Source organism: Leptolyngbya iicbica LK (genome assembly GCF_004212215.1).
In the GTDB taxonomy this organism is placed as follows: domain Bacteria; phylum Cyanobacteriota; class Cyanobacteriia; order Phormidesmidales; family Phormidesmidaceae; genus Halomicronema; species Halomicronema iicbica.
Genome location: NZ_QVFV01000002.1, coordinates 653068 through 677417 on the forward strand (window position 1 = coordinate 653068; position 24350 = coordinate 677417).

At 50.8% G+C, this 24350-nt stretch carries 25 protein-coding genes; 16 read left to right on the forward strand and 9 right to left on the reverse strand.

Features of this window, described 5'->3' with window-relative positions:
- Window positions 1-88: 88 nt before the first annotated feature.
- The 3 genes from DYY88_RS09885 to DYY88_RS09895 are packed head-to-tail and all read right to left on the reverse strand — an operon-like array spanning window position 89 to window position 2716.
- Window positions 89-1936, reverse strand: coding sequence for a TolC family protein (locus DYY88_RS09885; RefSeq protein WP_201279046.1), 1848 nt, complete (start codon window positions 1934-1936; stop codon window positions 89-91).
- A gap of 57 nt (window positions 1937-1993) precedes the next feature.
- Window positions 1994-2284 (reverse strand): hypothetical protein, encoded by a 291-nt coding sequence (locus DYY88_RS09890; protein ID WP_039728190.1) that lies wholly within the window; start codon window positions 2282-2284, stop codon window positions 1994-1996.
- 15 nt (window positions 2285-2299) lie between these two features.
- Window positions 2300-2716 (reverse strand): hypothetical protein, encoded by a 417-nt coding sequence (locus tag DYY88_RS09895; RefSeq protein ID WP_039728189.1) that lies wholly within the window; start codon window positions 2714-2716, stop codon window positions 2300-2302.
- 504 nt (window positions 2717-3220) lie between these two features.
- Between DYY88_RS09895 and DYY88_RS09900 the strand changes: the two genes are divergently transcribed.
- Together DYY88_RS09900 and DYY88_RS24470 are read left to right on the forward strand one after the other, a co-directional pair.
- The gene (locus DYY88_RS09900; protein WP_039728188.1) at window positions 3221-5065 is read left to right on the forward strand and encodes a copper resistance system multicopper oxidase; all 1845 of its coding nucleotides are present in this window, start codon (window positions 3221-3223) and stop codon (window positions 5063-5065) included.
- Window positions 5066-6421, forward strand: a complete 1356-nt coding sequence (locus tag DYY88_RS24470) for a copper resistance protein B (protein WP_201277525.1) — start codon at window positions 5066-5068, stop codon at window positions 6419-6421. It begins immediately after the preceding gene.
- 296 nt (window positions 6422-6717) lie between these two features.
- On the opposite strand, the gene DYY88_RS09910 is transcribed toward DYY88_RS24470, so the two are convergent.
- Window positions 6718-6993 carry a thioredoxin family protein gene (locus DYY88_RS09910; RefSeq protein WP_044151671.1) on the reverse strand — a complete coding sequence of 92 codons (276 nt, stop codon included), beginning with the start codon at window positions 6991-6993 and terminating at the stop codon, window positions 6718-6720.
- Window positions 6994-7149: 156 nt separating this feature from the next.
- Between DYY88_RS09910 and DYY88_RS09915 the strand changes: the two genes are divergently transcribed.
- A complete protein-coding gene (locus DYY88_RS09915; protein WP_039728186.1) occupies window positions 7150-7464 on the forward strand; it encodes a hypothetical protein in 315 nt (104 codons plus the stop codon).
- Between the two features lie 244 nt (window positions 7465-7708).
- Here the strand turns inward: DYY88_RS09915 and DYY88_RS09920 are convergent, their stop codons facing one another.
- The 4 genes from DYY88_RS09920 to crtB form a co-directional block, all read right to left on the reverse strand.
- Window positions 7709-8314: a thioredoxin-like domain-containing protein gene (locus tag DYY88_RS09920; RefSeq protein ID WP_039728185.1), complete on the reverse strand. Its 606-nt coding sequence runs from the start codon at window positions 8312-8314 to the stop codon at window positions 7709-7711.
- A gap of 49 nt (window positions 8315-8363) precedes the next feature.
- Entirely contained in the window at window positions 8364-9206 is an 843-nt protein-coding gene (gene lgt / locus DYY88_RS09925) for a prolipoprotein diacylglyceryl transferase (protein ID WP_039728184.1), read from the reverse strand.
- Between the two features lie 14 nt (window positions 9207-9220).
- Window positions 9221-9733 (reverse strand): DUF411 domain-containing protein, encoded by a 513-nt coding sequence (locus DYY88_RS09930; protein ID WP_039728183.1) that lies wholly within the window; start codon window positions 9731-9733, stop codon window positions 9221-9223.
- Window positions 9734-9829: 96 nt separating this feature from the next.
- A complete protein-coding gene (gene crtB, locus DYY88_RS09935; RefSeq protein ID WP_039728182.1) occupies window positions 9830-10738 on the reverse strand; it encodes a cyanoexosortase B in 909 nt (302 codons plus the stop codon).
- A gap of 157 nt (window positions 10739-10895) precedes the next feature.
- Here crtB and DYY88_RS09940 point away from each other — a divergent pair, with 157 nt between their 5' ends.
- From DYY88_RS09940 to DYY88_RS09995, 13 genes are all read left to right on the forward strand, one after another.
- Entirely contained in the window at window positions 10896-11318 is a 423-nt protein-coding gene (locus tag DYY88_RS09940; protein WP_039728181.1) for a heavy metal-responsive transcriptional regulator, read from the forward strand.
- Window positions 11319-11386: 68 nt separating this feature from the next.
- Window positions 11387-11902 (forward strand): hypothetical protein, encoded by a 516-nt coding sequence (locus DYY88_RS25135; RefSeq protein ID WP_130199386.1) that lies wholly within the window; start codon window positions 11387-11389, stop codon window positions 11900-11902.
- 22 nt (window positions 11903-11924) lie between these two features.
- Window positions 11925-12083 (forward strand): hypothetical protein, encoded by a 159-nt coding sequence (locus tag DYY88_RS24110; protein WP_165390110.1) that lies wholly within the window; start codon window positions 11925-11927, stop codon window positions 12081-12083.
- A 172-nt stretch (window positions 12084-12255) separates the two neighbouring features.
- A complete protein-coding gene (locus tag DYY88_RS09950) occupies window positions 12256-13947 on the forward strand; it encodes an efflux RND transporter periplasmic adaptor subunit (protein WP_207223316.1) in 1692 nt (563 codons plus the stop codon).
- A 56-nt stretch (window positions 13948-14003) separates the two neighbouring features.
- A complete protein-coding gene (locus tag DYY88_RS09955) occupies window positions 14004-14453 on the forward strand; it encodes a FixH family protein (RefSeq protein WP_039728179.1) in 450 nt (149 codons plus the stop codon).
- Window positions 14454-14535: 82 nt separating this feature from the next.
- Complete coding sequence (locus tag DYY88_RS09960) at window positions 14536-17712, forward strand: efflux RND transporter permease subunit (protein WP_039728177.1); 3177 nt, start codon at window positions 14536-14538, stop codon at window positions 17710-17712.
- A 190-nt stretch (window positions 17713-17902) separates the two neighbouring features.
- Window positions 17903-19132 carry an ATP-binding protein gene (locus tag DYY88_RS09965; RefSeq protein WP_039728174.1) on the forward strand — a complete coding sequence of 410 codons (1230 nt, stop codon included), beginning with the start codon at window positions 17903-17905 and terminating at the stop codon, window positions 19130-19132.
- Window positions 19133-19172: 40 nt separating this feature from the next.
- A complete protein-coding gene (rppA, locus tag DYY88_RS09970; protein ID WP_039728171.1) occupies window positions 19173-19865 on the forward strand; it encodes a two-component system response regulator RppA in 693 nt (230 codons plus the stop codon).
- Window positions 19834-21207: a two-component system sensor histidine kinase RppB gene (rppB, locus tag DYY88_RS09975; protein ID WP_039728169.1), complete on the forward strand. Its 1374-nt coding sequence runs from the start codon at window positions 19834-19836 to the stop codon at window positions 21205-21207. Before rppA ends, rppB begins: the two co-directional genes overlap by 32 nt.
- A 107-nt stretch (window positions 21208-21314) precedes the next feature.
- Complete coding sequence (locus DYY88_RS09980) at window positions 21315-21590, forward strand: thioredoxin family protein (RefSeq protein ID WP_044151332.1); 276 nt, start codon at window positions 21315-21317, stop codon at window positions 21588-21590.
- Between the two features lie 53 nt (window positions 21591-21643).
- The gene (locus DYY88_RS09985) at window positions 21644-22087 is read left to right on the forward strand and encodes a heavy metal-responsive transcriptional regulator (protein ID WP_039728167.1); all 444 of its coding nucleotides are present in this window, start codon (window positions 21644-21646) and stop codon (window positions 22085-22087) included.
- Complete coding sequence (merF, locus tag DYY88_RS09990) at window positions 22084-22302, forward strand: mercury resistance system transport protein MerF (protein ID WP_072041345.1); 219 nt, start codon at window positions 22084-22086, stop codon at window positions 22300-22302. The genes DYY88_RS09985 and merF overlap by 4 nt, the downstream gene beginning before the upstream one ends.
- 19 nt (window positions 22303-22321) lie before the next feature.
- Window positions 22322-22798, forward strand: a complete 477-nt coding sequence (locus tag DYY88_RS09995; RefSeq protein ID WP_072041344.1) for a putative iron-sulfur cluster-binding metallochaperone — start codon at window positions 22322-22324, stop codon at window positions 22796-22798.
- 2 nt (window positions 22799-22800) lie between these two features.
- On the opposite strand, the gene DYY88_RS10000 is transcribed toward DYY88_RS09995, so the two are convergent.
- Window positions 22801-24276: an N-acetylmuramoyl-L-alanine amidase gene (locus tag DYY88_RS10000; protein ID WP_039728165.1), complete on the reverse strand. Its 1476-nt coding sequence runs from the start codon at window positions 24274-24276 to the stop codon at window positions 22801-22803.
- Between the last annotated feature and the right edge of the window lie 74 nt (window positions 24277-24350).

A 24350-nucleotide genomic window follows, 5' to 3' on the forward strand; every position in this document is an offset into this window, starting at 1 on the left:
TGGACAGAATTAATGAGCATCCCGGTGACGGTGTCGTAAGGCTTTCAGAAGCTCAGAGCTACGTTTAATTACGTTCATGTACTTAGTATTACGGAATATCACTTATGGCACGCTCTAACTCGACTAATGAGCGATTGTAACCAACTCTCGCTTGTACTAAATTGACTTCGGCATCGGTGAGCTCCGATTGAGCGTTTAAGATATCTAGTTGAGTGCCGACCCCAGCGTCAAACCGTAAGGTTGCTAAATCCAATGCTTCTTGAGCCTGCTCAACGGCAATGGTGGCAGTATCGATATTGGTCAAGTTAGAGGTCAGTGTGTAGTAGGCACTTTCAACTTCGAGTCTGATAGTGTTGCGGGTTTCCTCAAAGTTTTGCTCTGCAATTGCGATATCCAGTTCACGCTGACGGGATCTAGCTTGAGCAGCGCCACCTTCAAAGAGAGTCCAAGATGCCCGAATACCTATCTGATAATCATCTGAGAAGCGACCATCCTGAGTTAGGGTATCACTGACTTGATAATTTGCAAACAGGTCAACTTGCGGACCCAACGCAGCAAGTTCGACCCGTCGAAGTTGCTCGTTGATATCTCGCTGAATCAGCTGTTGCTCTAGCTCCACTCGATTTTGATAAGCAGCGATGATGCTTTCTTCTAAGGTGAGAGGCCAACTTCCAGAAAGTTGGACAGGCAATGTTGTGATGCTGAGAAACGGAGGGACATTGAGGCGACGCGCCAGACTTCGTTCGGCAACTTGACGCGCTCGTTCAGAGTTGACCAAATCCTGACGAGCATTTGCTACCTGTACCTCTGCGCGTAAAACATCAAAACGAGTTCCGACTCCGACGTCTTCGCGTAAGCGAGTGTCTCTGAGGTTCCGTTCTGCCTCTTCTAGAAAAGCCTGGCTGATGCGGATGGTTTCAATCGCAGCTTGGAGGTCATAATACTCATTGGCAGTATTAAGTCTCAGCTCTTCTTGACGGCGCTCTACCTCTAACTCATTAAGTCGAACTTGTTCCTCGGCAGCACTAACAGAGGCCGCACGTCTCCCAGAGGAGTATAGGTTGTAGGCTACATCCAGCTGAGCAGAAAGTGCTACACCCAATTCTTCAGAGGTATTGCTTTGAAAAGTAACCCCTCCATCAGGCGTAGGAACTAGAGAAGAACTACTCTGAGTTGTGTTTTGTCCCTGTAAGGTACCGTTTACAGCAAAGGTAGGTAAGTAATCTGCCTGAGCTTCTCTGAGGGCTGCTTGACTTTGCTCTAGTTCTAATAGAGCAACTTGTAGATCAGGATTATTACGGTAGGCAAGCTCAATGGCTTCCTCAAGACTCAGGGGCTGTACTCCAATAATTTCAACTTCTTCAGGTCGAGTTTGAATAAGTAGTGGGTTTGGCTCGGGTTCAAGATGCTGAAGCGAATCAGACGCTCCATTTTCCTGTTCTAAAGGTGGCCTAGTGACGGGATTAGAGGGTGAAATCTGTTGAGAATCATCATCGCGATCGCCATTAGTATCAGATCTGGGTAAAGGGCTAAAAGGTACAGCGTCTAAAGGCTCTGTAGATTCTGCAGGAATCGCCTGACTCATGGATGTGGACATAGCAGCAAATGTTTCTTCAGGAGAAAGACTATTTGCTTTTTTCAACTTTTCCGCAGACTCAGGCACTAAAGAAGTCTGGACAAATTGATGGGAATTAGAAGTTGCCTCGGCGGAAATGCTCCATCCTATAATTATTGAAAATGGCAAAGCTATCGCCATGTCCCACTTAAGGCGAACTAGCCATTGAGAATGCATATCTTGCTGCATAGGAAATTCCAAAAGATACACGATGGAGACTACAGCCGAAGAGGAAACTTTAAAGAGGCGAAAATTTCCACCCAAAAAAATCCCTGGGCTTATTTGCAAAGCTAGGAGAGTAAAATTTTCAGAACTCGTCACTTTCTCTTTCCAGGATTTGAATTGTCTTCTCGTACCTAGGAGAAGAAACTGGAAGATTTAAGGAGTCTTCTTACGCTTGCGCACGGGTGATTGTAACCACATCAGAAAACCACTAATGACCAATGTCAAGAGTCCTAGTGCGTTGAGAATAGGGTAAATAAAGTCCAAATTGAGTTGCCCAAATTTGCCCCGATGCAGCTCTAAAAGCCAGAGAAAGTCGTTGGCGCGATCGCTCGCAACTGCAAATTGAAACAGGACTCCTGTAGTCAGGGTCAGTAGCAGTGGCAATACCATCACGGGCACTAACGCAGTATGTAACTGACGTAAACGAGCACGATTAATGTTCATTACTAAGTCAATAGTTTACGAAGACTGTAGCTGTTTCTTTAGATACTGCAGCAGGAATGGCCCAACAACAATTAGAGCGAATAGTGATTCCCCTAAACCAATTCCAATGGCACCCACGTTAGCTTGAAGTAATGAAGAAGACGGCTCTTCCGAGGTGACAGGCACTTCTTCAACAGAAGATGCATCGGTATCGGTGCTCATCGGCATATCCGCTGATGGCATAACCGTTCCATCGGAATGGGTCATACTATCGGTTTGCTCAGAGGAGCTTTCAGCTGAATCACCTGCAGACGAAGGTTCCGCTGGCTCTGAGCTTTGAGAGTCGTGATGACCAACGTGGCCTATTGCATTCTCAATCCACAGCAGGTGAGTCGCGATCGCAGTCCCTCCCCCTACCAAAAACTTGCGATGCTGCTTCGTCGAATGAGCCATACCGCTTAATCTCCTAAATCTCTACAAAAGGAAGCTTCACAAACAGACTATAAATCATTGCGAAGCGTTGCGAAATGCTGATTATTTCGCTGTCAATGACAGTTTGTTATCTGAAGATGAAATCAGGGTGAAATGACAATTTGGTTTTGCTCACTTAGGCTTTATTGCCTGAAATAGCTCAAATGGCTTTTATCAGACTTGTGCCAACGCAAGCGCCTTGCGATATTTTTGCACCAAAGATTTGGCTAGTGTAAACGATCTGTCTGCATGACGTGCTGGCAATGCTACTGGGCATGGCCTAAATGAATGCTCTGGAAATGTCTCTAAGGAACGCAGAAAATAGAGCCTGTGACGAATCCAGCCATTCAGAGAAAAATCGAGCGTCCCAGGTTTTCTTGTTTCACTCTCATTTCACTATTCCAGAATATAGTCCTTAGTTGATGCTGGAGGCATAGGCCCGAAGCGCTAAAACCTTTACTTGATGAGTCACAAGGCGATACACACATGGCTTTTCTGAATCGACGTAGTTTTCTGCGCTTTACGGCAGGCGCAGGCTTGGGTTTTGGGTTGAGTGCTCTTTTGCCAGCATACGCAAGACAGGGCTTATCTTTAAGCAAAGCTAGCCAGGGTATCGATTACCCCGGTGTAATCGACTACCCCGATGTAATCGACTACCCCGATGTAATCGACCTCCAAGTTCAGGAAACAGCCATTCAACTGGGTGGACGGAGCGCAAAAGCTTTGACAACGAATGGCTCTATACCTGGTCCTTTAATTCGCCTGCGAGAAGGCCAAAACATTTCCATTAATGTCACTAACCAGCTCAATGAAGATACTTCCATTCACTGGCACGGCATTATCCTGCCGCCTGAGATGGATGGTGTTCCCGGAGTTAGTTTTGCTGGCATCAAATCAGGGCAGACGTTTACATATCGGTTTCCGGTAACCCAGAGTGGCACCTACTGGTATCACAGCCACAGCGGATTACAGGAGCAACAAGGACACTTTGGGCCGATTGTTATCGATCCAGCCGAACCAGAACCCTTCGAATATGACCAAGATTACGTGGTGATGCTTTCCGACTGGACGTTTGAAGATCCCCATAGCGTTCTGGCTAATCTGAAGCGCATGTCGCCTTATTACAACTATCAAAGGCGGACAGTAGCCAACCTGGCTGAGGATGGCGAATGGAGAAGGATGCGCATGGACCCAACAGACATTGCGGATGTCACTGGAGCAACGTATACCTACTTGATGAATGGAATCGAGCCAGATGCCAACTGGACAGCTCTATTTCAGCCAGGAGATAAGGTTCGGCTGCGATTTGTCAATGCTTCTGCGATGACCTATTTTGATGTGCGTATTCCCGGTCTCAAAATGACTGTTGTTCAAGCAGACGGGCAAAACATACAACCCGTAGCTGTTGATGAATTCAGAATTGCCGTGGCCGAAACCTACGACGTTATTGTAGAGCCCCAAGACGAGCAGGCTTATACAATCTTTGCCGAAACGATGGATCGTAGCGGTTACGCACGCGGCACCCTAGCTATAAGTACAGGGTTAGAAGCCCCTCTGCCAGAACGGCGCGAACGGCCACTGCGTACGATGGCCGACATGGGAATGGATCATGGTTCAATGGATGCCGATTTGCCGACCATGGATCCCAATATGTCTTGCATGAGTAGCGATGCCCCCATGACAGATGACATGAGTGGGATGAGTAGCGATGCCCCCATGACAGATGACATGAGTGGCACGAGTAGCGATGCTCCCATGACAGATGACATGTCTTGTCCGGGCAGCAGTTCTATGGTGCCCCATGGTCCCGATAGCCATGGTGCGGGAAATTCTGGCGTTCCTATGATGGTAGGAAGTCGTATGCATGAACCAGGGACAGGTCTAGAAAATACTGGAACTCGTGTTTTGGTTTACACCGACTTGCGCAGCATCAACCCAGGATACGACCAGCGATCGCCAGAGCGAGAACTAGAGTTGCACCTTACCGGCAACATGGAGCGATACATGTGGTCTTTTGACGGTAAAAAATATTCTGAAGAGAAAGAACTTACCTTCTACAACGGCGAACGCCTACGGCTAGTATTTGTGAATGACACCATGATGGAACACCCCATTCACCTACATGGAATGTGGATGGAAGTAGATAATGGTGCAGGGGAATACAAACCTCGCAAGCATACTATTAACGTTAAACCAGCCGAAAGACTTCCCGTAGAAATTAATGTCGATGCCCCCGGTAGATGGGCTTTTCACTGCCATCTGCTTTATCACATGGAAGTTGGCATGTTCCGCACCGTAGCGGTTATTGACCCTTTATCGGAGGTGCGTTAGATGCGGAACATATTTCAACGGAAATTATTTTTGGTTCTGGCTACATCAATTGGACTTGCAGGTATCGTAGACTTATCGCTTCAAATCGTAAAAGGCAAAAGTGCCAGAGCTGCCATGCCCCACGACATGAGCGGCGATGCACCCATAAGTCACGACACAGGCGGCATGAGTAGCGATGCCTCAGTGAATCACGACATGGGTGGCATGAATGGCGACAGTGCGATGCCCGACAACATGGGCAAACCTGCTGTTTCAGAGAAACCGGACACGAGTGCGGCAGCTGCCATGCCTCACGATATGAGCCGTACAACCGCTATGACCGGCCACGATTCAATGAACCACGATATGAGTGGTATCTCGCCCATGGGCCATGATATGGACAACATGGATGAGGATGTTCCAATGGGACACGATATGTCTTATCCGGCTACTGCCTCAACGGAACCTAATGGCTTCCCTAAAGAGCCTCAATCAGAAGATGTCGGTGCAACAATAACGACCTTTGCTGAGCAGCCCGAAATGCTCAGTACCAATCAGTTTTCTACAGTACCCGCCGTTGAGCAATCTCAACCAGTATTGGAAGGAAGCACAAATGAAGCTTCAGATGTTCAAGTATTAGAAGCTGATAGTGCTTCACAGCAACTTCTACCCTTGGGACAATCTGATGTTCCAGAAGTCAACAGAGACGAATGGCCTGAGCCTGTAGAAGATAGTCAAATTTTCTCATACTTTTTAATCGATCAGCTGGAATACCGACTAAACGAGGAGGAAGATACGTTTAACTGGAATGGTATTGGTTGGATTGGGGGTGACTATCAAAGACTCTGGATCAAAACAGAGGGAGATGTCGGCTTGAATAGTGACGACAGCGAGGCAGAGCTACAGCTTCTATATGGCAGGCTAATTGCTCCTTTTTGGGATTTTCAAGCAGGGATTCGATACGACCAGGTGTATAGTTCTGAAGGTGGGCCTGGACGTGCATTTGGAGTGGTTGGGGTTCAAGGATTAGCGCCTAATCTTTTTGAAATAGAGGGTGCTTTATTCGTTAGTCAAGAAGGAGACGTTTCGGCCAGGTTTGCTGCTGAGTATCCGTTACTTTTGACCCAGCGACTCATCCTGCAACCCGAGTTTGAAACCAACATCGCTATCCAGCAGGTAGAAGAGTTTGGCGTTGGTTCAGGTCTTAATGATATTGAATTAAGTTTACGCTTGCGTTACGAAGTCAATCGCAGATTTGCGCCCTATGTAGGAATTAATTGGACGCAAAAGTTTGGTGAAACAGCAAATCTTGCTAGAGAAGATGGCGAAGAAGTGAGCAACTTCGCTGTCGTGGGGGGGGTTAGATTTCTCTTTTGAGAAGCTCTTTTAAGGGATTCAGCAAGCACTCTTGAGCTCCAGGAGTTTCTTGGATGGAAACTCCATCCGGCTGGTTACGTCATGCTGACTACCCATTTCTAAGCCCATTCTCCTTGAGGGCACCTCAGTTAATTGTCTTATTGAGAATTTTGGCAACCCGAAATCACTGAAGTCTCGTTGTTATTCCCAATAAGGTTTGTATTTTCCGAGGTGCCCTTAATCGTAGTTATGTGATGAGTCAGTCAGCGCTTCACACTTTCCCCTGGAAACGTTTGTTGCTGTTGGCTGTAGGTTCTCTACCCTCGACCAACACCGGCTGCCACCAGGAATTCTCGGGAAACGGGCTGCTGTGTTTGGCAGCATCCGGCCAAGGTACCGTTAACCACAACTGCAGGTACCCGGTGGATGCTGTATTGGGTTAACTTTGCCTCGCCTTCCTCGGTGATGTAGTCGGCCCGCAAATCCCAAACCTGAATGTCACAATTTTCGCAGGCCAAATCCCTCACCAGTTTGACTGTCTCGTCACAAAGGGGACAGCCTGCGGTAAATACTTCAACTGAACGCTTTGTCATTGAAATTACCTCTTTAAGATCATGGCACCAGTCTAGGACTCTACAGCTAGCTGCAATGTCAAGTTTCAATGCGCTGATTGCCAAAGACGAAGGATTGACCTTCTAGGTAACTAGAGCGTTTAACTTGTATCTGGAGGTATGTATGAAGATTACCCCATGGATCGTTTTCAAGATTTGTCAAATCAACAACCTGTCCAAGACCAACGTGGATGGCTATCTTTTGGAATTGGGATTCTCCTTGCGATCACAACTGGTATCCTCCTTCATTGGGTACCGCCTCAACCAAGATTGGATGTGTATGCTTTTGCCTTTGCAGCAATTGGAGCCGTATATGTGGGCTCAGCGTTAGCTGAGAAACGAGGGCGAAGCATTTTTCTAGAAGCGGCGATCGCGATCGCCTGCATTGCCCTATCTCTCTTTGCTCTCTGGGTGTCTCCTCTGGTGCTGATGGTACAGCAGAAGTCGGAATGAAGAAGTCGGAAGTTAGAGTTACAAAGCTTATCTGATGCTGATTTCAGGTATTGGGGGTGACCTGATCAAACTGCGGCTTGCTATAGGCTACCTTCTGCATAGCGTGTGGGACTACTTTCATCATCCCGTGCAAGTCAGTGCGCAGATTACCCAGCGCTGACTTGCACCCTTGTGCGTGGGGCTTGACTGAGCGATCGAGATCGTCATCACCCTCCAATACAGTTTGGAATAAGTCGACCAATGACTACCGCACCGGATTTTCCGGTCCCCGTCCCCGATATTCATCAATAAAGGTGGCAGCAGCTCGCGGATCAAATTCCAGCATGACCAGCTTTTTCGTCCAGGCAGTGAGGACGATTTCTGCGCCCAATCCTGCTTGGGGCACCACAACGATCCCTTCCCAAGGGTCAGAGAACTGGTCTGCCCAGCTCTCTAAAGCTTTCATCGTTTCTGCCTCGGGCTGGTCGTAATAGATAACGATGTTGCCATGCTCCAGCGAATGGACGAGTTGTTCTGGACGCTGCACGTCAGTATAAATCCCTGGCATGACCGGATTTGGATCATGGGGGCCAGAGGTCGGAAAGTCGCTATCGTAATCTACGGCTTCGCCGGGATTAACATGCTGCCGTCCTTGATCGGGAAAGGTTTGCACCGCAGCGAGGGCAGCGGTGCCTGCTTCTGTATTCGGTTCAAAGGCCACCCGCTCGGGTCGATTACGCAATGCCAAGAATGCGATAATGGCGACCATCAGTGCGGTGACGCCAATCGGACCAAAGATAATCGGCCAGACGTTGAAGTGCCGGGTTGTGCGGCGTCGAGATTTACGGCGAGAATTTGTGTGTTCAACCATAGATTGGACGAGAGTGACAGTTTCAAAGAGTTGTCAAAATTGACGCAGGTCAAACGTTTGACCCCTGAGTTGTACTAGGGCGATGGCTAAGGTAGAGACCAATGACGGCACTGATGACTGAGATCGCAGACAAGATGTGTACCACGTTGAACAGTGTGCCAGGAAAGAACCACGAATCCGTCCGCAGAAACTCAATAAAAAAGCGACCGAGTGGATACCAGATTAGATATAGCAGGGCAATATCCCCCTCCTTTAAATCTTTCTGAAACCGTCGCGAAATCCAAAACAGGATGGCAAATCCGAGAAAATTCCAGAGCGATTCATATAGGAAAAGGGGATGAAACCGTGCACTTTCAGGATAGGTACTTAAATCGTTATAGGGCGGGATCCGATGTTGTGGATCAATACGTAAGCCCCAGGGTAGCGTCGTCGGTGGCCCATAGAGTTCCTGGTTGATGAAGTTCCCCCAGCGCCCAATCGCCTGAGCTAGGGGCAATCCTAGAGCGATCGCGTCTAGGTAAGGCAGCGGGTTTAGCTTCCGGATGCGGGTGAACAGCCAGAGCGCAATGCTACCGGCAATGAAGCCGCCAAAAATATGAATACCACCGCCCCAGATTTTGAGAATTTCACCTGGGTTCTGCAAGTAGTAACCAAGGCCAGACTCACCCCGTGGCGACTGAATAAACACATAGTAAAGTCGCGCTCCTAAAAAGCCTGGAATTAGAATCCAGAAGAGCATGTCCCAAAGATTTTCAGAATCCTCTCCTTTACGGGCAACCTCGCGACTAGCTACCAAGGCTGCCGCCAAGATAGCCGTTAGCATCAGCACCCCATACCACCGCAGGGCAAGGGGGCCGATGTGAAAGATGATGGGATCTACAGGGGGGTACATAGGGTCTCGTCAGTCTAAGAGTGCTCTGAAAAAGCCTCAGTCTCACCGGACTCGGTGAAGGAAAATACCGTGTAAGGTTCAACGTAATCACCGGATTCCATACCAGGAGAGCCGATGGGCATACCCGGAACGGCGATACCTGCAACGTCCGGTTTTTCAGTTAGCAGCCGCTGTACATCTTCTGCGGGAATGTGACCTTCAACGACATAGCCATCCACAATCGTGGTGTGACAAGAGGCCAGATTGGCAGGGACGCCGTACTGCTCTTTGATCGCCGTCATCTCTTCCGTCACGTTGTCTTTGACGGTAAAGCCAGCGGCTTCCATGTGCTCAATCCACTGGCCGCAACAGCCACAGGTCGGGCTGCGAAATACCGCGAGTTCCTGGTTAAATGCGACCTGCTCAGCTTTAGTCGGCTGAGTAGAAGATGCACTGTTGTTTGTGACCAGGCTACACCCTGCAAAGGCTAGGCTGCCCGCCATCAAGCCGACGACTAGAAAACGGGTTGCTGCTAATTGACTGCTCATAAATAAATACTTTTTCCAACTCGTTCGGTATAACAGCTTAGCGCTTGGGCAAGGATACAACTTCTGCCAGCACCCTGATAAGGACTCATAATTGACTCAGAAAAAATTGTCTTTCCCTGCGCCACCGGCTGGAGATAGCGTCAACGAATTGGCCATTCGGTCAATCCCGTTCATCAGCAGAACCACACTGAGTAGCAGCAGTGCTGAAAACACATCTCCACCCCAACTCTCGTGAAGCCACTCAAACCAGTCAGTGCGTCCGGTGCCGTGAAAGAACGTCAGCAGGGTGTTGCGAACGATGTTGCCCACCACGCTGATGAGCGCTGCTCCCGCTAGTAGCGCAAGGGTTTTCGGTCGAGAACGTAGGTTGCCCGTCCAATGGAGCATCATCAGAGCGACATATAAGCAGGTCATCAGCATCTTCAGCCCCGCGCAGTAGGGAGCCACCTCGACAATGCGTTCGTTGACTAAGATGTAGATTTGATCGACGCTGACATCCATGCCAATTTGCGTCAACAGAAAGGCCGCGATCGCGGCATTCATGCGCTGTATTGGCATCAGGTAGGGTGCAATGAGGTAAGGCAACTCGGTCGGTGTTGCCAGCAAAACAAACAACAAAGGCCATCTCATCAGCCGCAAACCGCTCAATCCCTTCAGGATTAGAACGACTGCTCCCAGCATGAGGGGAAAAGACAGATTAATGAGATTTTGCACTGGACTGAGATAGAACGTAACCGCTAATGCCAATAGCGATATCCCCAAAAAGCTTCCGCTGCTGGGCAAATTGTGCCGATGCTGCCTGGATAGCCAAGCTATCCAGGCAGCGTAGGGGAATCCGATGAGCGCGTAGGAAAAATACTCATGCTCAATGCTGATTGATTTACTCAGCCAACCATCAATCCAGTACCAGATAAGAGGCGCATAGAGCATCCCCAACAGCAGAGCGATCGCCGCCTCTGTTGAGTGACGCTTGACCGGATCAAAAACCTTTAGACTCGCTTGCATAAGAGTGGCAAAACTACTTCAACCAAGCACCGTGACAGACAATTATGAAATGGGAGTGAAAGAGATCGCTATTCCTATTTGTTGTTGTTCCCTCTTGACTCTAAAGCTGACTGTAAGGTTTAGGTTTAAGTAAAAGAAGTATGACCTGGAGAATCCAGTGGCTATCATCACCGGATTGAAAATTGGGGAAGTCGCGAAGCAAACCGGCGTTGCCGTGGGTGCGTTGCGGTATTACGAAAGCTTGGGCCTCATCCAATCAGAACGGGGTGAGAACAGCTACCGCTACTATGCGCCAGAAACTGTACAGCAGGTACAGTTCATCAAGAAGGCTCAAGCCCTCGGCTTTTCTCTAGAAGATATTGGGGAAGTGCTGACTGTGCATCGCCAAGGCGATGTGCCCTGCGAGTTTGTGCAGTCGTTGTTGCAAGACAAGATTCAGCAGCTTGAAGCCCAGATTCAAGAAATGGTGGCGTTCAAGTCTTCATTGGAGCAGTATCGCGACACTTGGGCCGCTGATCATTCCCATCCACAACCAGGCGATATTTGTCCCCTCATCGAATCAGTCGAAGGCACGATATAGCCGCTTCATTTCATCGCTGTTTCACATTTTTGAGTAGATTGCAGCTTTGATTGAATCGGATTGACTGCGTGAATTTGGCTATCCTCAAGCGCTATCGTTTTCCCTTCAAGCCTGCCTATTGGGACATTCTGGCGCTGTCTGCCTGGGGCATTTTGTTTCTCTACTATCGCCTGACGAATCAGCTGAGGCTGCTGATTCATCCTCGTTACTATTGGGCAGTCGTGTTGGCGGGGATGGTTCTGCTGGGGCTGGCGATCGCTAAAACCTTTGTGACGGTGACGAATACAGCCCCGACTTCTAGAGGCCAACACATTAAGACCTTACCCGGCAACCTGAGTAGCAACATGCAGGAGGGTTACACGGTAGTAGGATTGCCAACCCGACCGCAGGTTCAGCGCTTTACTAGTGGTGCTCGTCCCGAAGACCGAACGCTGAGCGACTGGGCCATGACACTAGCAGTTTACCCAGAGCCCGATTCATATGCCGGGAAGACCGTCATGTCTCCGGATTTGTGGTGCATCCGCCAGAGCTTCCCGACAACATTTTTATGGTTACTCGCTTCGTTATCCGTCACTGTCCGCTAGATGCGACCCCTGTCGGGTTCCCGTGATATTGGAGCAGCGTCGTAGCGCATACCCCCAGGACAGTTGGCTCGCCATTCAAGGTCAGATGGAAACGCTGGAAGTGGATGGTGCTCGGCGAGTTGCGATCGCGCCGACTAGCCTTGCCTCGATTCCAGAACCCAAAGATCCCTACCAATATTGATAAACCATGCACATGAAGCTAGGAGAGATTTCATCCTGGTTTCACAATTGGCTGATAGTTTTGCAGAGTCAATCCTTTAAATTCTGTACTCCGAATGTCTTTGGAACCGCCATCATCTCAGACAGATAGTCACGATTCCAGCATCGCCGCTTCAGAAACTAGTTCTGAAGCATTGTCTTTCGAGGACTCATCGCTGCTGGAGCCGACAGTAGAAGCAACCTCACGATCTGCCCATCGTAAGTATGGTCGGGCGTTGCTAGGGCTGGGTATTTTTGCGGCCCTCAGCGGCGGCATTCTGCTGACCACTCAATTGATTAAACCGTCTGATTCTATGGCGGGAATGGAAGGCCATGACATGTCGGGCATGTCCCATGACGACATGATGCAGGTCGATGGGGCATTTAATCCGGTACCCGTCACGGTCGAGGTGGTTCAGGCTGGGACTTTTGAAGCCGGAGTGTCTTATACGGGCTCGATCATGCCCTACCAGGAAGCGGTGGTGTATCCGCGAGTAGCGGGGCAGTTGACGAACTATTCGGTGTATCCGGGCGATCGCGTTGAAGCCGGTCAAGTGTTGGCAGACTTAATCGCGGACGAGCGCTCCACGGAACTTGCGGAAGCCCGCGCCGAGGCCGATGCGATGAATACGTCCTTGCAGGTAAGCCAAGTCGAAATTGACGAGCAGGTGCAAGAGATTGCTCGACTGCAAGCAGAACTAGATTATCTAAATCTTCAGAAAGACCGCTTTGCGAAGCTCACGGCTGAAGGTGCCACTTCTCAGCAGGAGTATGATGCGGTAGCCACAGAAGCCGCTGCCAAAGAGGCTGCTCTAGAGCAAGCCAACGCTAAGCTAACTCGCCTGGGTGCCCAAGTTACACGGGAGCAGGCCAGGGTTGGGCAGGCTGAGGCAAAAGTTAATACTGCGGCTGTGATGCAGGGCTACACCACATTGCAGTCACCGATTAGCGGCATCGTACAGACTCGCATGGTTGACCCAGGCGTGGTGGTACAGCCAGGAATGGGAGTGCTGAAAATTGGCGACTACTCACGGGTGCGGCTCCAGGCCAATGTCGCGCAAAAGGATGCGGGCTATATCCGAGTGGGCACGCCCATTCGCGCCCAGGTGCCCGGAGCCACAGACGCACCGCTGACAGGCAGCGTCACTAGCATCTTTCCTCAGACCAACAACGATACCCGCACTGTTGTAGTTGAAGCAGTGATTGATAATCCCCAAGGGCGCTTGCTGTCGGGTCAGTATTTAGAGATGACCCTACTGACTAATAGCCAGACCAATGCGCTGTCGGTGCCGCAGTCTGCCGTGGTGGATTACAACGGCGAGCCATCAGTTTGGGTGATGGCGGGTACGGCTGCTGAACGGCGGACGGTAGAGACGGGGATGGTGAATGGCGATCGAGTTACTATCACCAGCGGTCTCAACCCTGGCGATCAAGTCATTACTTCCGGGCACAGCCGATTGGTTCCTGGTGTACAGGTAGCCGTGGTGGACGAAGCGGGTATGCCTATGCCCATGCTGGGCGATAGCAGTCAAGGGAGTGTCGAGGTGGCAATCGTCGAACCTGATCCAACCCAGGGATTTAAGCCGGGAGCGGCGGAACTCATGCTAGAAGTGCGCGACCCCGATACTCAGGAACCGCTGCCGGTTCAGGATGTCGTGGTGGATGCCACGATGCCCATGCCCAACATGGCCCCGATGACCACCATGGTGCAGCTTGAACCGGCTGACCAACCAGGGCAGTTCCAGGTCAAGACTCACTTCGGCATGGCCGGGGAGTGGCAGCTCAAAGTCGAGGTTAATGACCCTGACTACCAAGGCCAATCCCTTATTGCCGTGCCGGTTGAGTAGCGTTTTGTAACGCTTCTATTTCCATTATTTCATTTCATCAACATAGTGAGGATTTCATGAAAAAGGTTCTATTTCTTTTGGTGCCGATGATTTTTTTGACGGCAGCTTGCGGTGGCGGTAACCAAGCAGACAGTGAACCCGAAGCGGATACGGCTGCCGCTCCGACAACAGAAACAACCGATACTCCGACCTCAGAGGGAGTAGACATCGCCCTGGTGTCTCCTGAAGATGCTTCGCTACCGATGGGAGATGCTGAGCTATTGTTGCAAGTGGCTGATCCGGCTACGGGCGAGCCTGTAGCGTTAGAAAACCTAGAGGTTGATCTCTCTATGGGTATGGACGGCATGGAGCCGATGACCACGATGACGATGGTAGAACCGGGTGAACAACCTGGAGAGTACAAAGTCATGACCAACCTTGGTATGGCTGGGATGTGGACGATGGAGGTAACATCAGCAGATCCCGCGATGCCCGGAGAAGCGACCTTCGAGCTGGACGTGCAATAGCCGACTTTAAGAGAGGCATCTTTAACGATGCCTCTGCCAACTTACCTCCCAACCCCACTTTTCCACGCTGAGATTATTGCTGATGAAAAGCTTCCTGACCAGTTGGTCGATCAAACATCCGGTCATCGTCGCGGCTCTGTACATCGCCGTGCTGGTGCTGTCGCTGTTGACACTGTTTTTGCTACCAGTACGGATGATGCCCTATGTGGAAAGTCCGCTGGTGTCGATTGTGACGATGGCCCCAGGGTCGTCGCCGACGGAAGTGGAAACCTACATCAGCAAGCCGATTGAGCAGCGCATGACGGTGCTCGATGGGGTGCGATTCATTCGTTCTAGCTCCCAGCAAGACATGTCTTTGGTGACGATTCAGTTTGCTTGGGGCGACGACATCAATAAGGCGGTGCAGTCGGTTCAGAGTGTGATGACGGCAGCCGAGGGCGATATTGAGCTAGATGGTTTTAACTCCCGTTCCTACTGGGTGTTGCCCATTGATCCACTGAACCGTCCGGTACTGACCCTGGCCCTACAGGGGGACGGTTGGGACCCAGTGCAGCTACGGGAGTTTGCCGATAATACTTTGGTGGATCGGCTGACCCAGGTGCCCAACGTACAGGCAGTGTCGATCTTTGGCGGCTATCGGCGGCAGCTTCAGGTCGTGGTAGATCGACAACAGCTAGCAGCCTATGGCCTGTCGATTCTCCAAGTGCGCGATGCCATTGACGCCAACAACGTCAGCCAGGGCGCGGGGGTACTGACCCAGGGAGATTCCGAAATTCTGGTGCGAGCCGATAAGCGGGCACTGAGCGCTGCCGATGTGATGGACTACCCCATCCTGGAGCAGGACGGACAGGTAGTCTATGTCCGCGATGTGGCAACGGTGAAAGACACCTTTGAGGAGCGACGCAGCGGCTATCGCTACAACGGTGAGGCGGCCCTGGCAGTGAACGTGATTCAGAAGCCGGACTCCAGTTCGCCGCAGGTGATTGAGCAGGTGCGGGCCGAGTTAGAAAAGATTCAGGCCGAAAATCCCGGACTCAGCTTTGAGGAAGCCTACGACAACTCCTATTTGGTCAACATCATTCTCGACAGCACCTTCCAGGAGTTGCTAATCAGCGTGCTCCTGGCAGGCATTGTAATTCTGATTTTCTTAGAAGATTTTCGGGCGACGGCGATCATTATGATCTCCATTCCTACTTCCCTGGCCCTCTCCACCCTGCCCTTTATTCCCATCGAGATGTCGCTCAACTCCTCGACGCTGATTGGGATGATGATGGCGATCGGGAAGCTAGTCGATGACTCGATTATTGTGATTGACTCCATAGACCAGAAGCTACGAGCAGGCTTCCGTCCGATGCAGGCCGCCATCAAAGGCACCGGGGAAGTGTTTCTCGCTAGTGCAGCGGCCAGTTGCGTCATGATTGCGGCGCTATTGCCGACAATTCTCGCGGGAGGACTAACAGGGCTGATGTTTGTGGGCATCGTCTGGCCCATGGTGTTCGCCTTCATCGCTTCGCTGATTGTGTCGGTGACGCTGATTCCGCTGATTGCCGCTTTCGTTCTGAAGCCACCCCAAGAGCGACGACAGCAACAAACCTGGCTGCAATGGTTGACCACGCCGGTACGGGTGGGTTTTCAGAAGCTGGAGCAGGGGTATGGGTGGCTGCTCGATCGCTGCATGAATAATCGCGAAATTACGCTGGCGATCGCCGGTTCTGCCATCGTCCTGGCGATTGCCATCTATCCCTTTGTGCCCCAGGAAATGATGCCCCTGGGCGACTCTGGTCAGTTCATGGCGTCTCTGGAGATGGAGGCCGGAACCTCCTTCGCGAAAACTGACGAGAGCGTTTACCAGCTAGAACAACTCCTCCTTGCCCAACCCGATATTGCCAAAGTGTCCGCCCAAACTGGCTTTGAGTTGACCCGCAACAGTACCTATTTCAGCGGCTACAGCATGGGTAGCGTCAACTCGGCGTCGCTGGTTGTCACCCTAGAAGATGAGCGCGATCGCGACATCTGGGAAATTATGGACAGCGTGGAAGCCGAGGCCCGTCGCACCATTCCTGGTTTGCGCCGCATTGCCCTGAAGGAAATGGGCGTGGATGTCATGGCCACCTCCGCTGCGCCGATTCAGCTCGCAGTTTACGGCGAAGACTTGGAGGTGTTGCACCGTCTGGCGGCAGGGGTGCTGCGCATTGCCGAAGACACCCCTGGTCTGGTGATGGCTCAAACCAGCTCGGCGCTGACTCAACCGGAATATCAGCTCACGGTCGATCGCCGTCGGGCTGAAGAACTGGGATTAAACGTGCGGATGGTGGCCCAGCAGGCCCGCTACGCCCTGAATGGGGGCTTCACTCAGCGCTATTACAACCGGCCTAACCTGCGACAGAACTCGATTCTGGTGCGCTATGAAGAAGAACAGCGGGGCACCGTAGACAACTTAGCCGGAACTTATATCACCACATCTGACGGGCAGCAGGTCCCGCTAAACACCGTTGCTACCTTAGAACGTCAAAGCGGCCCTACTCTAATTGAGCATGTGGGCGGTAAGCGGGTGGTGTACGTCAACGGCTACTACCGCAAGGGCGGACCCGCGTCGATGGACCTCTCGATGGCGATCGCCATGCGAGCAGGACAAGAACTCAATTTTCCTCCTGGCTATGGAGTGGACTCCATGGGCGACATGACCGACATGATGATCGAGTTCGATCGCCTGCTCAAAGGTCTGCTGGTGTCGCTGATTCTGATTTATCTGATTCTGGTGATTCAGTTCGGCTCCTTTATTCAGCCGCTGGTGATGATGATCTCGGTGCCGCTGCAATTAGTCGGCGTCTTCGGCGGATTGATTTTGGCCCAACAGACCCTGTCGAGCGTATCGATTCTAGGCATTGTGATTCTGTCAGGTCTATCCCTCTCGGCAGCGATTCTGCTGCTGGAGCTGATCTTGGCGAAACGAGCTGAAGGGGTGCCCCGCGATGTGGCGATTCGCATGGCAGGCCCGGTCCGACTAAAGGCGATTACCATGACGACGCTAACCACCGTGATTGTGATTGTGCGTCTGGCCTTTTTCCCCGAGATTGGCATGGACGCCTACTCGCCCATTGCCACGGTGATTCTGGGCGGGCTGCTACTCTCCACGTTACTAACCCTGGTAGTGGTGCCGGTGGTCTATTCCTTCATTGACGATGCGACGGAATGGGTGAAGCGACGGAGACGGCGACGCAAAGTAGTTCAGCACTCAAAAGTAATTCTAGGCGAGTAGTCAGCAGATCTATTTGGAAATAAAAATTGGTTCTCACTCACTTGCTGACTAAAGCTAAAATCAGATGAGTGTATGTCGCCTCTCAAAGAAGCTGGCATGCAGTATGAGCAAGGTATATTACATATTAGGTAAAAACTATTCCGAAGTTTTAAACAGTGAGCATTGAAGCAAAATTTGTAGATAGAATTTTATGAAAGAAAGATACATTGATCCATTTACGCCAGACCTGCCGATAGACTCTTCGGACAGATTTTCAGGGAGAATAAAGGAAATTGATAGTGTTATTGACTCTCTGTTTCAACTCGCTAACGATAAGCCTAAGCACACAATCATTACTGGTGATAGAGGAATTGGCAAAAGCTCAGTCTTAATTCAAGCGAGGAATCTCGCAGAAGGCAACTTAGATTTAGCAGAAAGACTTGGTATAAGTCCCGGATTGGATAATTACAATTTTGTTTGCGCTTGGCATGATTGTGCTACAGATCAAACTCCCTCAGCTCTTGCCTCTGGCATTTTGAGTCAGTTGCAAACCTCATTAGAGAATCTCTTCGGAAAGTTGAAGATAGAGCTAAACATTGGAGGAATTCTAACAGTAGGTCAAAAGGAGGATTCATCTGTTTCCTCATTGTCTGAGGTTGTTGAATTGTTTTGTGCTGGCTTGGCAAGAGCAGCTAACCAAGCAAAAGACAAAGGAAAATCAGGTATAGTGCTCTTTTTCGATGAGCTTGATCGAGTTGAGACAAGTTCAGGGGTTGCTACTTTCTTTAAATTATCTGCTGAGAAGCTTTCAAGAGATCAAGTAAAAAGCGTAGCTTTTTTTGCGGCTGGAATAACTGGGGCTATTCAAAACCTCGAAGAAGAACATGGCTCTATTTATCGAACCTTTAAGGATGTTCCTCTTCCTCGTTTGGAACTTTTAGAAGTCGAACAAATTTTAAAGGAAGGATTCAATTCAGTCGCATGCACTTACGAAAATGAAGTTATTCAGAAGATATTTGAGTTGTGCGCTGGATATCCAGAGCCTGTTCATCTTCTTGGAAGCCAAATTCTTAAATCTGATTCAGATGATCACTTGTCTGCCGATGACTTTGAAGTAGCAAAAGTAGATGTTGTTGAAACTCTTCGTAGAAATAAGCTGGCTTCCATGCTAAGAAAAGCAGGATCCGGGAAGTATCAAAAAATACTAGAGGCAATGGCATCGTATGGGGGAGCAAACGTCCCTTTGACTCACATAACTCAAACAATAGGCTACGAACAAAATCAATACAGTGCAAATATGGGGAACTTGCTAAAGAGAGATATCATTTCTTCGGTGGATCGAGGAGTTTACTGCTTTGTTGATCCACTTTTAAAGGAATACATAGCTCGTTTTGGTGTGATAAACACAGAAGATGAAAATAATTCTGAAACTGAGTTGTAGTGCGGAGCTACTGATGTTGGCAGAGTAGTTTTCAAGTTCTATGCGTATCTTATTGGTTGAAGATGAACCCGATCTGGGCAAAGCCATCAAGCGTACCCTCACCCAAGAAGCCTACGTGGTGGATTGGGTGCAGTCGGGCGATGAGGCATTGTCCTACCTGGAACACGATCTGTCCCTCTATACTGTGGGGGTTTTTGACTGGATGTTGCCAGGAAGATCAGGGATTGAACTGTGCCAATGGCTCAGGTCGCACCACCACGCTCTCCCCGTCCTCATCCTCACTGCTAAAGACCAGATTGACGATCGCATCACTGGCCTGGATGCGGGAGCCGATGATTATCTGGTTAAACCCTTCAATATGGCCGAACTGCTGGCACGACTGCGAGCCCTGCGACGGCGATCGCCCGACCTCAAACCAGCTCACATTCAAATCGGGCCACTGACGCTGGATTGCGATCGCCGAGTCGCCTTTTTACATCACAATGAAGCCTCTGAGCAGCGCATTGAACTGACGCAAAAAGAGTTTCAACTGCTGCAATATATGATGGAGCACCCCAACCAGATTCTCACCCGCGATCAGGTGCTCAATCAGCTCTGGGAAATTGGAGCCGAACCCAACAGCAACGTAGTGGCCGCCCAGATGCGCTTGCTGCGTCGCAAGCTGGCTCAATATGACTGTGATGACTTCATCGAAACCGTCTATGGCATGGGATATCGCTTCAAAACCGAATAGACTATTTCGCCGCAGTCGTTGGCAGCTCACCGCCTGGTACACGGGCGTGATGGCTGTAGTGCTGGGGCTGAGTGGACTGGGCGTGTACGAAGCGATCGCCCACGCTCATCGAGTGACGGCTGACCGCGAACTCAAGTCAGTCGCTGAAACGGTTCACAATGCGGTGGAGGAAACCCTGACCACCAATGGCCAATTAGAGACCGTCTCGCAAACGCTACTGCCTAACCTGTGCGTTGCTGGCGAAGACTGTCTAGTTCCCTTTGAGGCGTCTCAGGGGCATCCCGGTCACCGAGAGGGAACACTCTATCGCGGCAGCTACTACATTCGGGTACTGGAGCCTGATGGGACGCTTATGGCGACAGCAGGTTTTTATCCTGAAGATTTGCCAGTTATCAATACCGAGTCATCCTGGCAAACCCTGAGGGATAGTGAAGGCATCCAATATCGCCAGATCACCTTGCCGCTGTATTCGCTAAAAGCAGATGACCAAATGCCGTTGGGCAGCCTGCTGGTGGGGCGTTCTTTCAGCGATTTTGCGGCCTACCTCTCCACTATTCGCTGGATTATTGCGCTAAGCTTGCCCATGACGATGGGACTCATTGCCGCCGCCAGTTGGTGGTTAGCAGGTTTAGCGATGAAGCCTGTGCAGGTGTCCTATCGCAAGATTCAACAGTTCACTGCTGATGCTGCCCACGAACTGCGAACCCCGCTGACCGCAGTGCAGGCCACGGCTGAATCCGTCATGCGGTTACCTCATATTTCTGACGCGGATGCCCGTGACATGCTGCAGGTCACTACTCGACAAAACCAGCGCCTCACTACTCTAGTGAGTGACTTGCTCTTACTGTCTCGTCTAGATACCCAAAGCCCTGCCCAAAAGTCCCCTTGCTGCTTGCAAGACATCCTGAGCGATATCGAAGAAGAACTTGCCGCCTTGGCGATCGCTAACGACATTCACTTGATAATGAAGCAGCCGACTCAGCCGCCAATTACCGTCGTGGGTAACGAAGAAAACCTGTACCGTCTCCTGCTAAATGTCATTAACAATGGATTACAGCACACGCCAGCAGGTGGCAAGGTCTCTGTGCAACTGCAGCAAATCAATCGTCAGGCAATCATCACGGTAGTAGATACAGGTATTGGTATCGAGCCTGCCGACCAAAGTCATATTTTCGATCGCTTCTACCGCGTCAATAAAGACCGCTCTCGCCACAGCGGGGGAGCAGGGCTAGGGTTGGCCATTGCAAAGGCGATCGCCCAGACCCACGGTGGCGACATTCAGGTGCAGAGTCAGGCAGACAAGGGAAGCACGTTTACGATTAGCTTGCCTATTACTGCTTAATCCATCACGGCCTTGCTGGTGAAGTTTTAATTTTTCCAATGCGGGTACTTGACCTTGAAGTCCAGTACAAGGTTTAGGCTGAACTCAGCGTTCAGGAGACAAACAAAATGTCGAAGCGAATCGTCGAAGTTTTCACTGCAGGGTGCCCATTATGTGATGAGACAGTCAAGCTTGTCCGAGAGCTAGCCTGCTCCAATTGCCAGGTGCAGGTTTGGGATTTGCGTACAGAGTCTGCAACGGATGAAGGACTTGAAAAAGCGGCTCAATACGAAATTCATCGCGTTCCGGCTGTGGTGGTCAACGGCCAACTAGCAAAGTGTTGCCAGAACCAACAGCCCATTTCCCGAGAACAGTTACTTGCAGCTGGTATCGGTCAAGGATAAAGCATTCAGGAGGAGAGAAATACTTTCCTGCCGATTCTAAAGTGAACAGAACCATGAAAGAGGGTTTATTAATCGGTGAATTGAGTCGTCGTGTCAACTTGCCTGCCCAAACAATTCGATACTACGAACGATTGGGATTACTTACACCACCGAAGCGCACAGCGTCTCGCTACCGTATCTATTCAGCAGATGAGGAAGAAAGGCTCGTCTTCATTCAAAAGGCCAAGCGGTTTGGACTATCTCTAGATGAAATCAAACGGCTAATCGATCTAAGGGCGGATGGCGTTCCTCCCTGTGCTGACCTTCAGGCAATGGTGAAACAACATCTAGCCGAACTCGATCAACATATCCAAGACATGCTGACCCTTCATCAGGAATTAGCACAGCGATATGAGTATATTGAAGCCGTCTTGTCTGATTCCACTGAGGCCCCCAATGAAACCCTCTGTAACGGAAAAATCTGTGGCCTGATTGAGCAAGATATCGAACCAGAATGAATCCCAAAATTAGCTTGATCGCCAGTCTAATCGGCACAACCGTGGTAGCTCTGTGCTGCTTCACGCCCATCCTGGTTGTCATTTTAGGAATACTAGGGTTGGGAGCCTGGGTAGGCTATCTGGATATCGTCTTACTACCCGCTTTAGGCGTAATGGTGGGGTTAACCCTCTACTCCTACTGGCGTTATCGGCGATCGCATCGATGCGAGAAGTGACTTTTGCGAGGCCATCACCGTGAATTGTTGTTGTCCAGAACCCAACGAAGCTAACAACCCCACAATAACGACAGGCAGGTGTCCCCAGTGCCATAATTCAGGGAAATTAGTTGATCTCATTACTCTCAAGAGTTTGTTAACCCCGATCGCTCTAGCAGAACTGAACCCTGAGCAGATCTATCGCTTTTGTTCGGAGACTTGCTGCTCGGTGGTCTATTTTTCAATGAGGGGGCAAACCTTCACCACTACTGACTTAACGGTGCCGGTATTTCAGAAAGACTTGGACGAGAAGATTCCAGTCTGTTACTGCTTTGGCTGGACTCGCCAGCAGATAAAAACTACTGTTGAGCAGCAGGGGCCGCAATCTGTTATTGCTTCAATCACTCATCATATTCAAGCTGGCCGCTGCGGTTGCGAGGTGAATAATCCTCAGGGGAGTTGCTGTCTAGCAAATGTTAAATCTTGGGCACTGACAACACCTATTGTTAATCCCTAAATCTACAGTTCCTGTTGCACGTACTGCATGATGCCTGCGGCGATCGCCTGCGACATTTGCTGCCGCCAAGCCGGGTTATTAAAGTTCTGCGCATCCTGTGCTCCAGTGACAAAGCCGGTTTCGACCAGCACGGCGGGCATCGAGGTATTGCGGATGACATAGAATCGAGCTTGCCGCACGCCGCGATCGGGCATATTCAGCGCTCGTAGGATCGACTGATGAATCACCTGGGCTAAACGATTCCCGGTCTGATAATAATAAGTCTCCAAGCCGTTCACATCGGGGCGTTCCAAGCTGATGGCATTGGCATGGATACTGACAAAAAGATTAGCCCCTGCCCGTTCGGCAATCTGCACCCGAGGGTCTAAATCAATCTCGCGGTCGTCGGCACGGGTGAGAATCACTCGCACCCCACTCTGCTCCAGAATTTCTGCAACTTCGTAAGCAATAGATGACACGACATCCTTTTCCCGCAGTCCACCGATGCCGATCGCCCCTGGATCGCGTCCCCCGTGACCAGGGTCAATCGCGACGGTAACTAACTGCTGGGGAATGACCGGATTCGGCTCCGGCACCCGTGGAGTCGTGGGTAAAGTCGGTTGCGGCTGGGGAGGCTGCACAGCGATGGAGGGGGGATCGATTGGCGGAGGTTGAGCAGAGGGTGGAGGTTCTACATTACTAGAGGGTGTCGTGGCGATCACCAAGTCCCTGGGCGGCAAAATTACAATGCCGCTGCCATTGCTGACCGTCGCTCGCCAATCAGCAGCACTATTAGCCGGTACAGTCAGGGCGATCTGGAGGGCGGGTTTGCCGTCTAGGGTCAGCGGTTGAATCTCCCAGGCGCTGACCCCAAAGGCGTTGAGCGGGGGCGTCTGCGCGGCGAATGCGGCGGTGACTGCTGCATCGCTGAGCTGCAGCACCACCTGAGTCTCACTGGAGTGATCGACCCTCAAATCGGGACTGGCTCCAGTAGTGCGTATGAAAAAGCCATCGGGGGTGGTCCGAATCTCTTCTACCTGAGTAGCGGCTCCGGCGACTGGCTCGGCTTCGACCCGGTTGGCAGTCTGGCTAGGGCCAGTCACTGCCTGAGGCGTTGGCAGTTGCACTACCCACTGTTGAGACGTTTGTCCTTGCACAACGACCTGGTCGGGGTCAACGGTATAGCCAGGGGCTAGCTCAATCACCAGTCGCGTCGTCTGAGCGTCAAACTGACCGATGCGAATCGCTCTGACCGTACCTGTCACTGCCTGATTCACCATGGGCTGACCTAAGGTCGTGCCCGGCAGATCTACCACGATTCGAGTGGGATTCGACAATAGCTGCGCTCTGGGCTGTACCCCAGCGTCAGTGGTAAACTCCAGCCGATTCTGCTGCGGGTCAAATCGCCAAAACTGTAGCTGAGCAGCCTCCACCGGATTAGCTAATACCAAGCCGCTAACGATGCCTAACAAACTTAATAGAGGCTGCTGTTGTCTCATGCAGTGTCCCCGCAGTGTGGGTGATCAGTTTATGATTTTGCCTGATTTTGGGTTTTTGGGATCACACTCTTCTT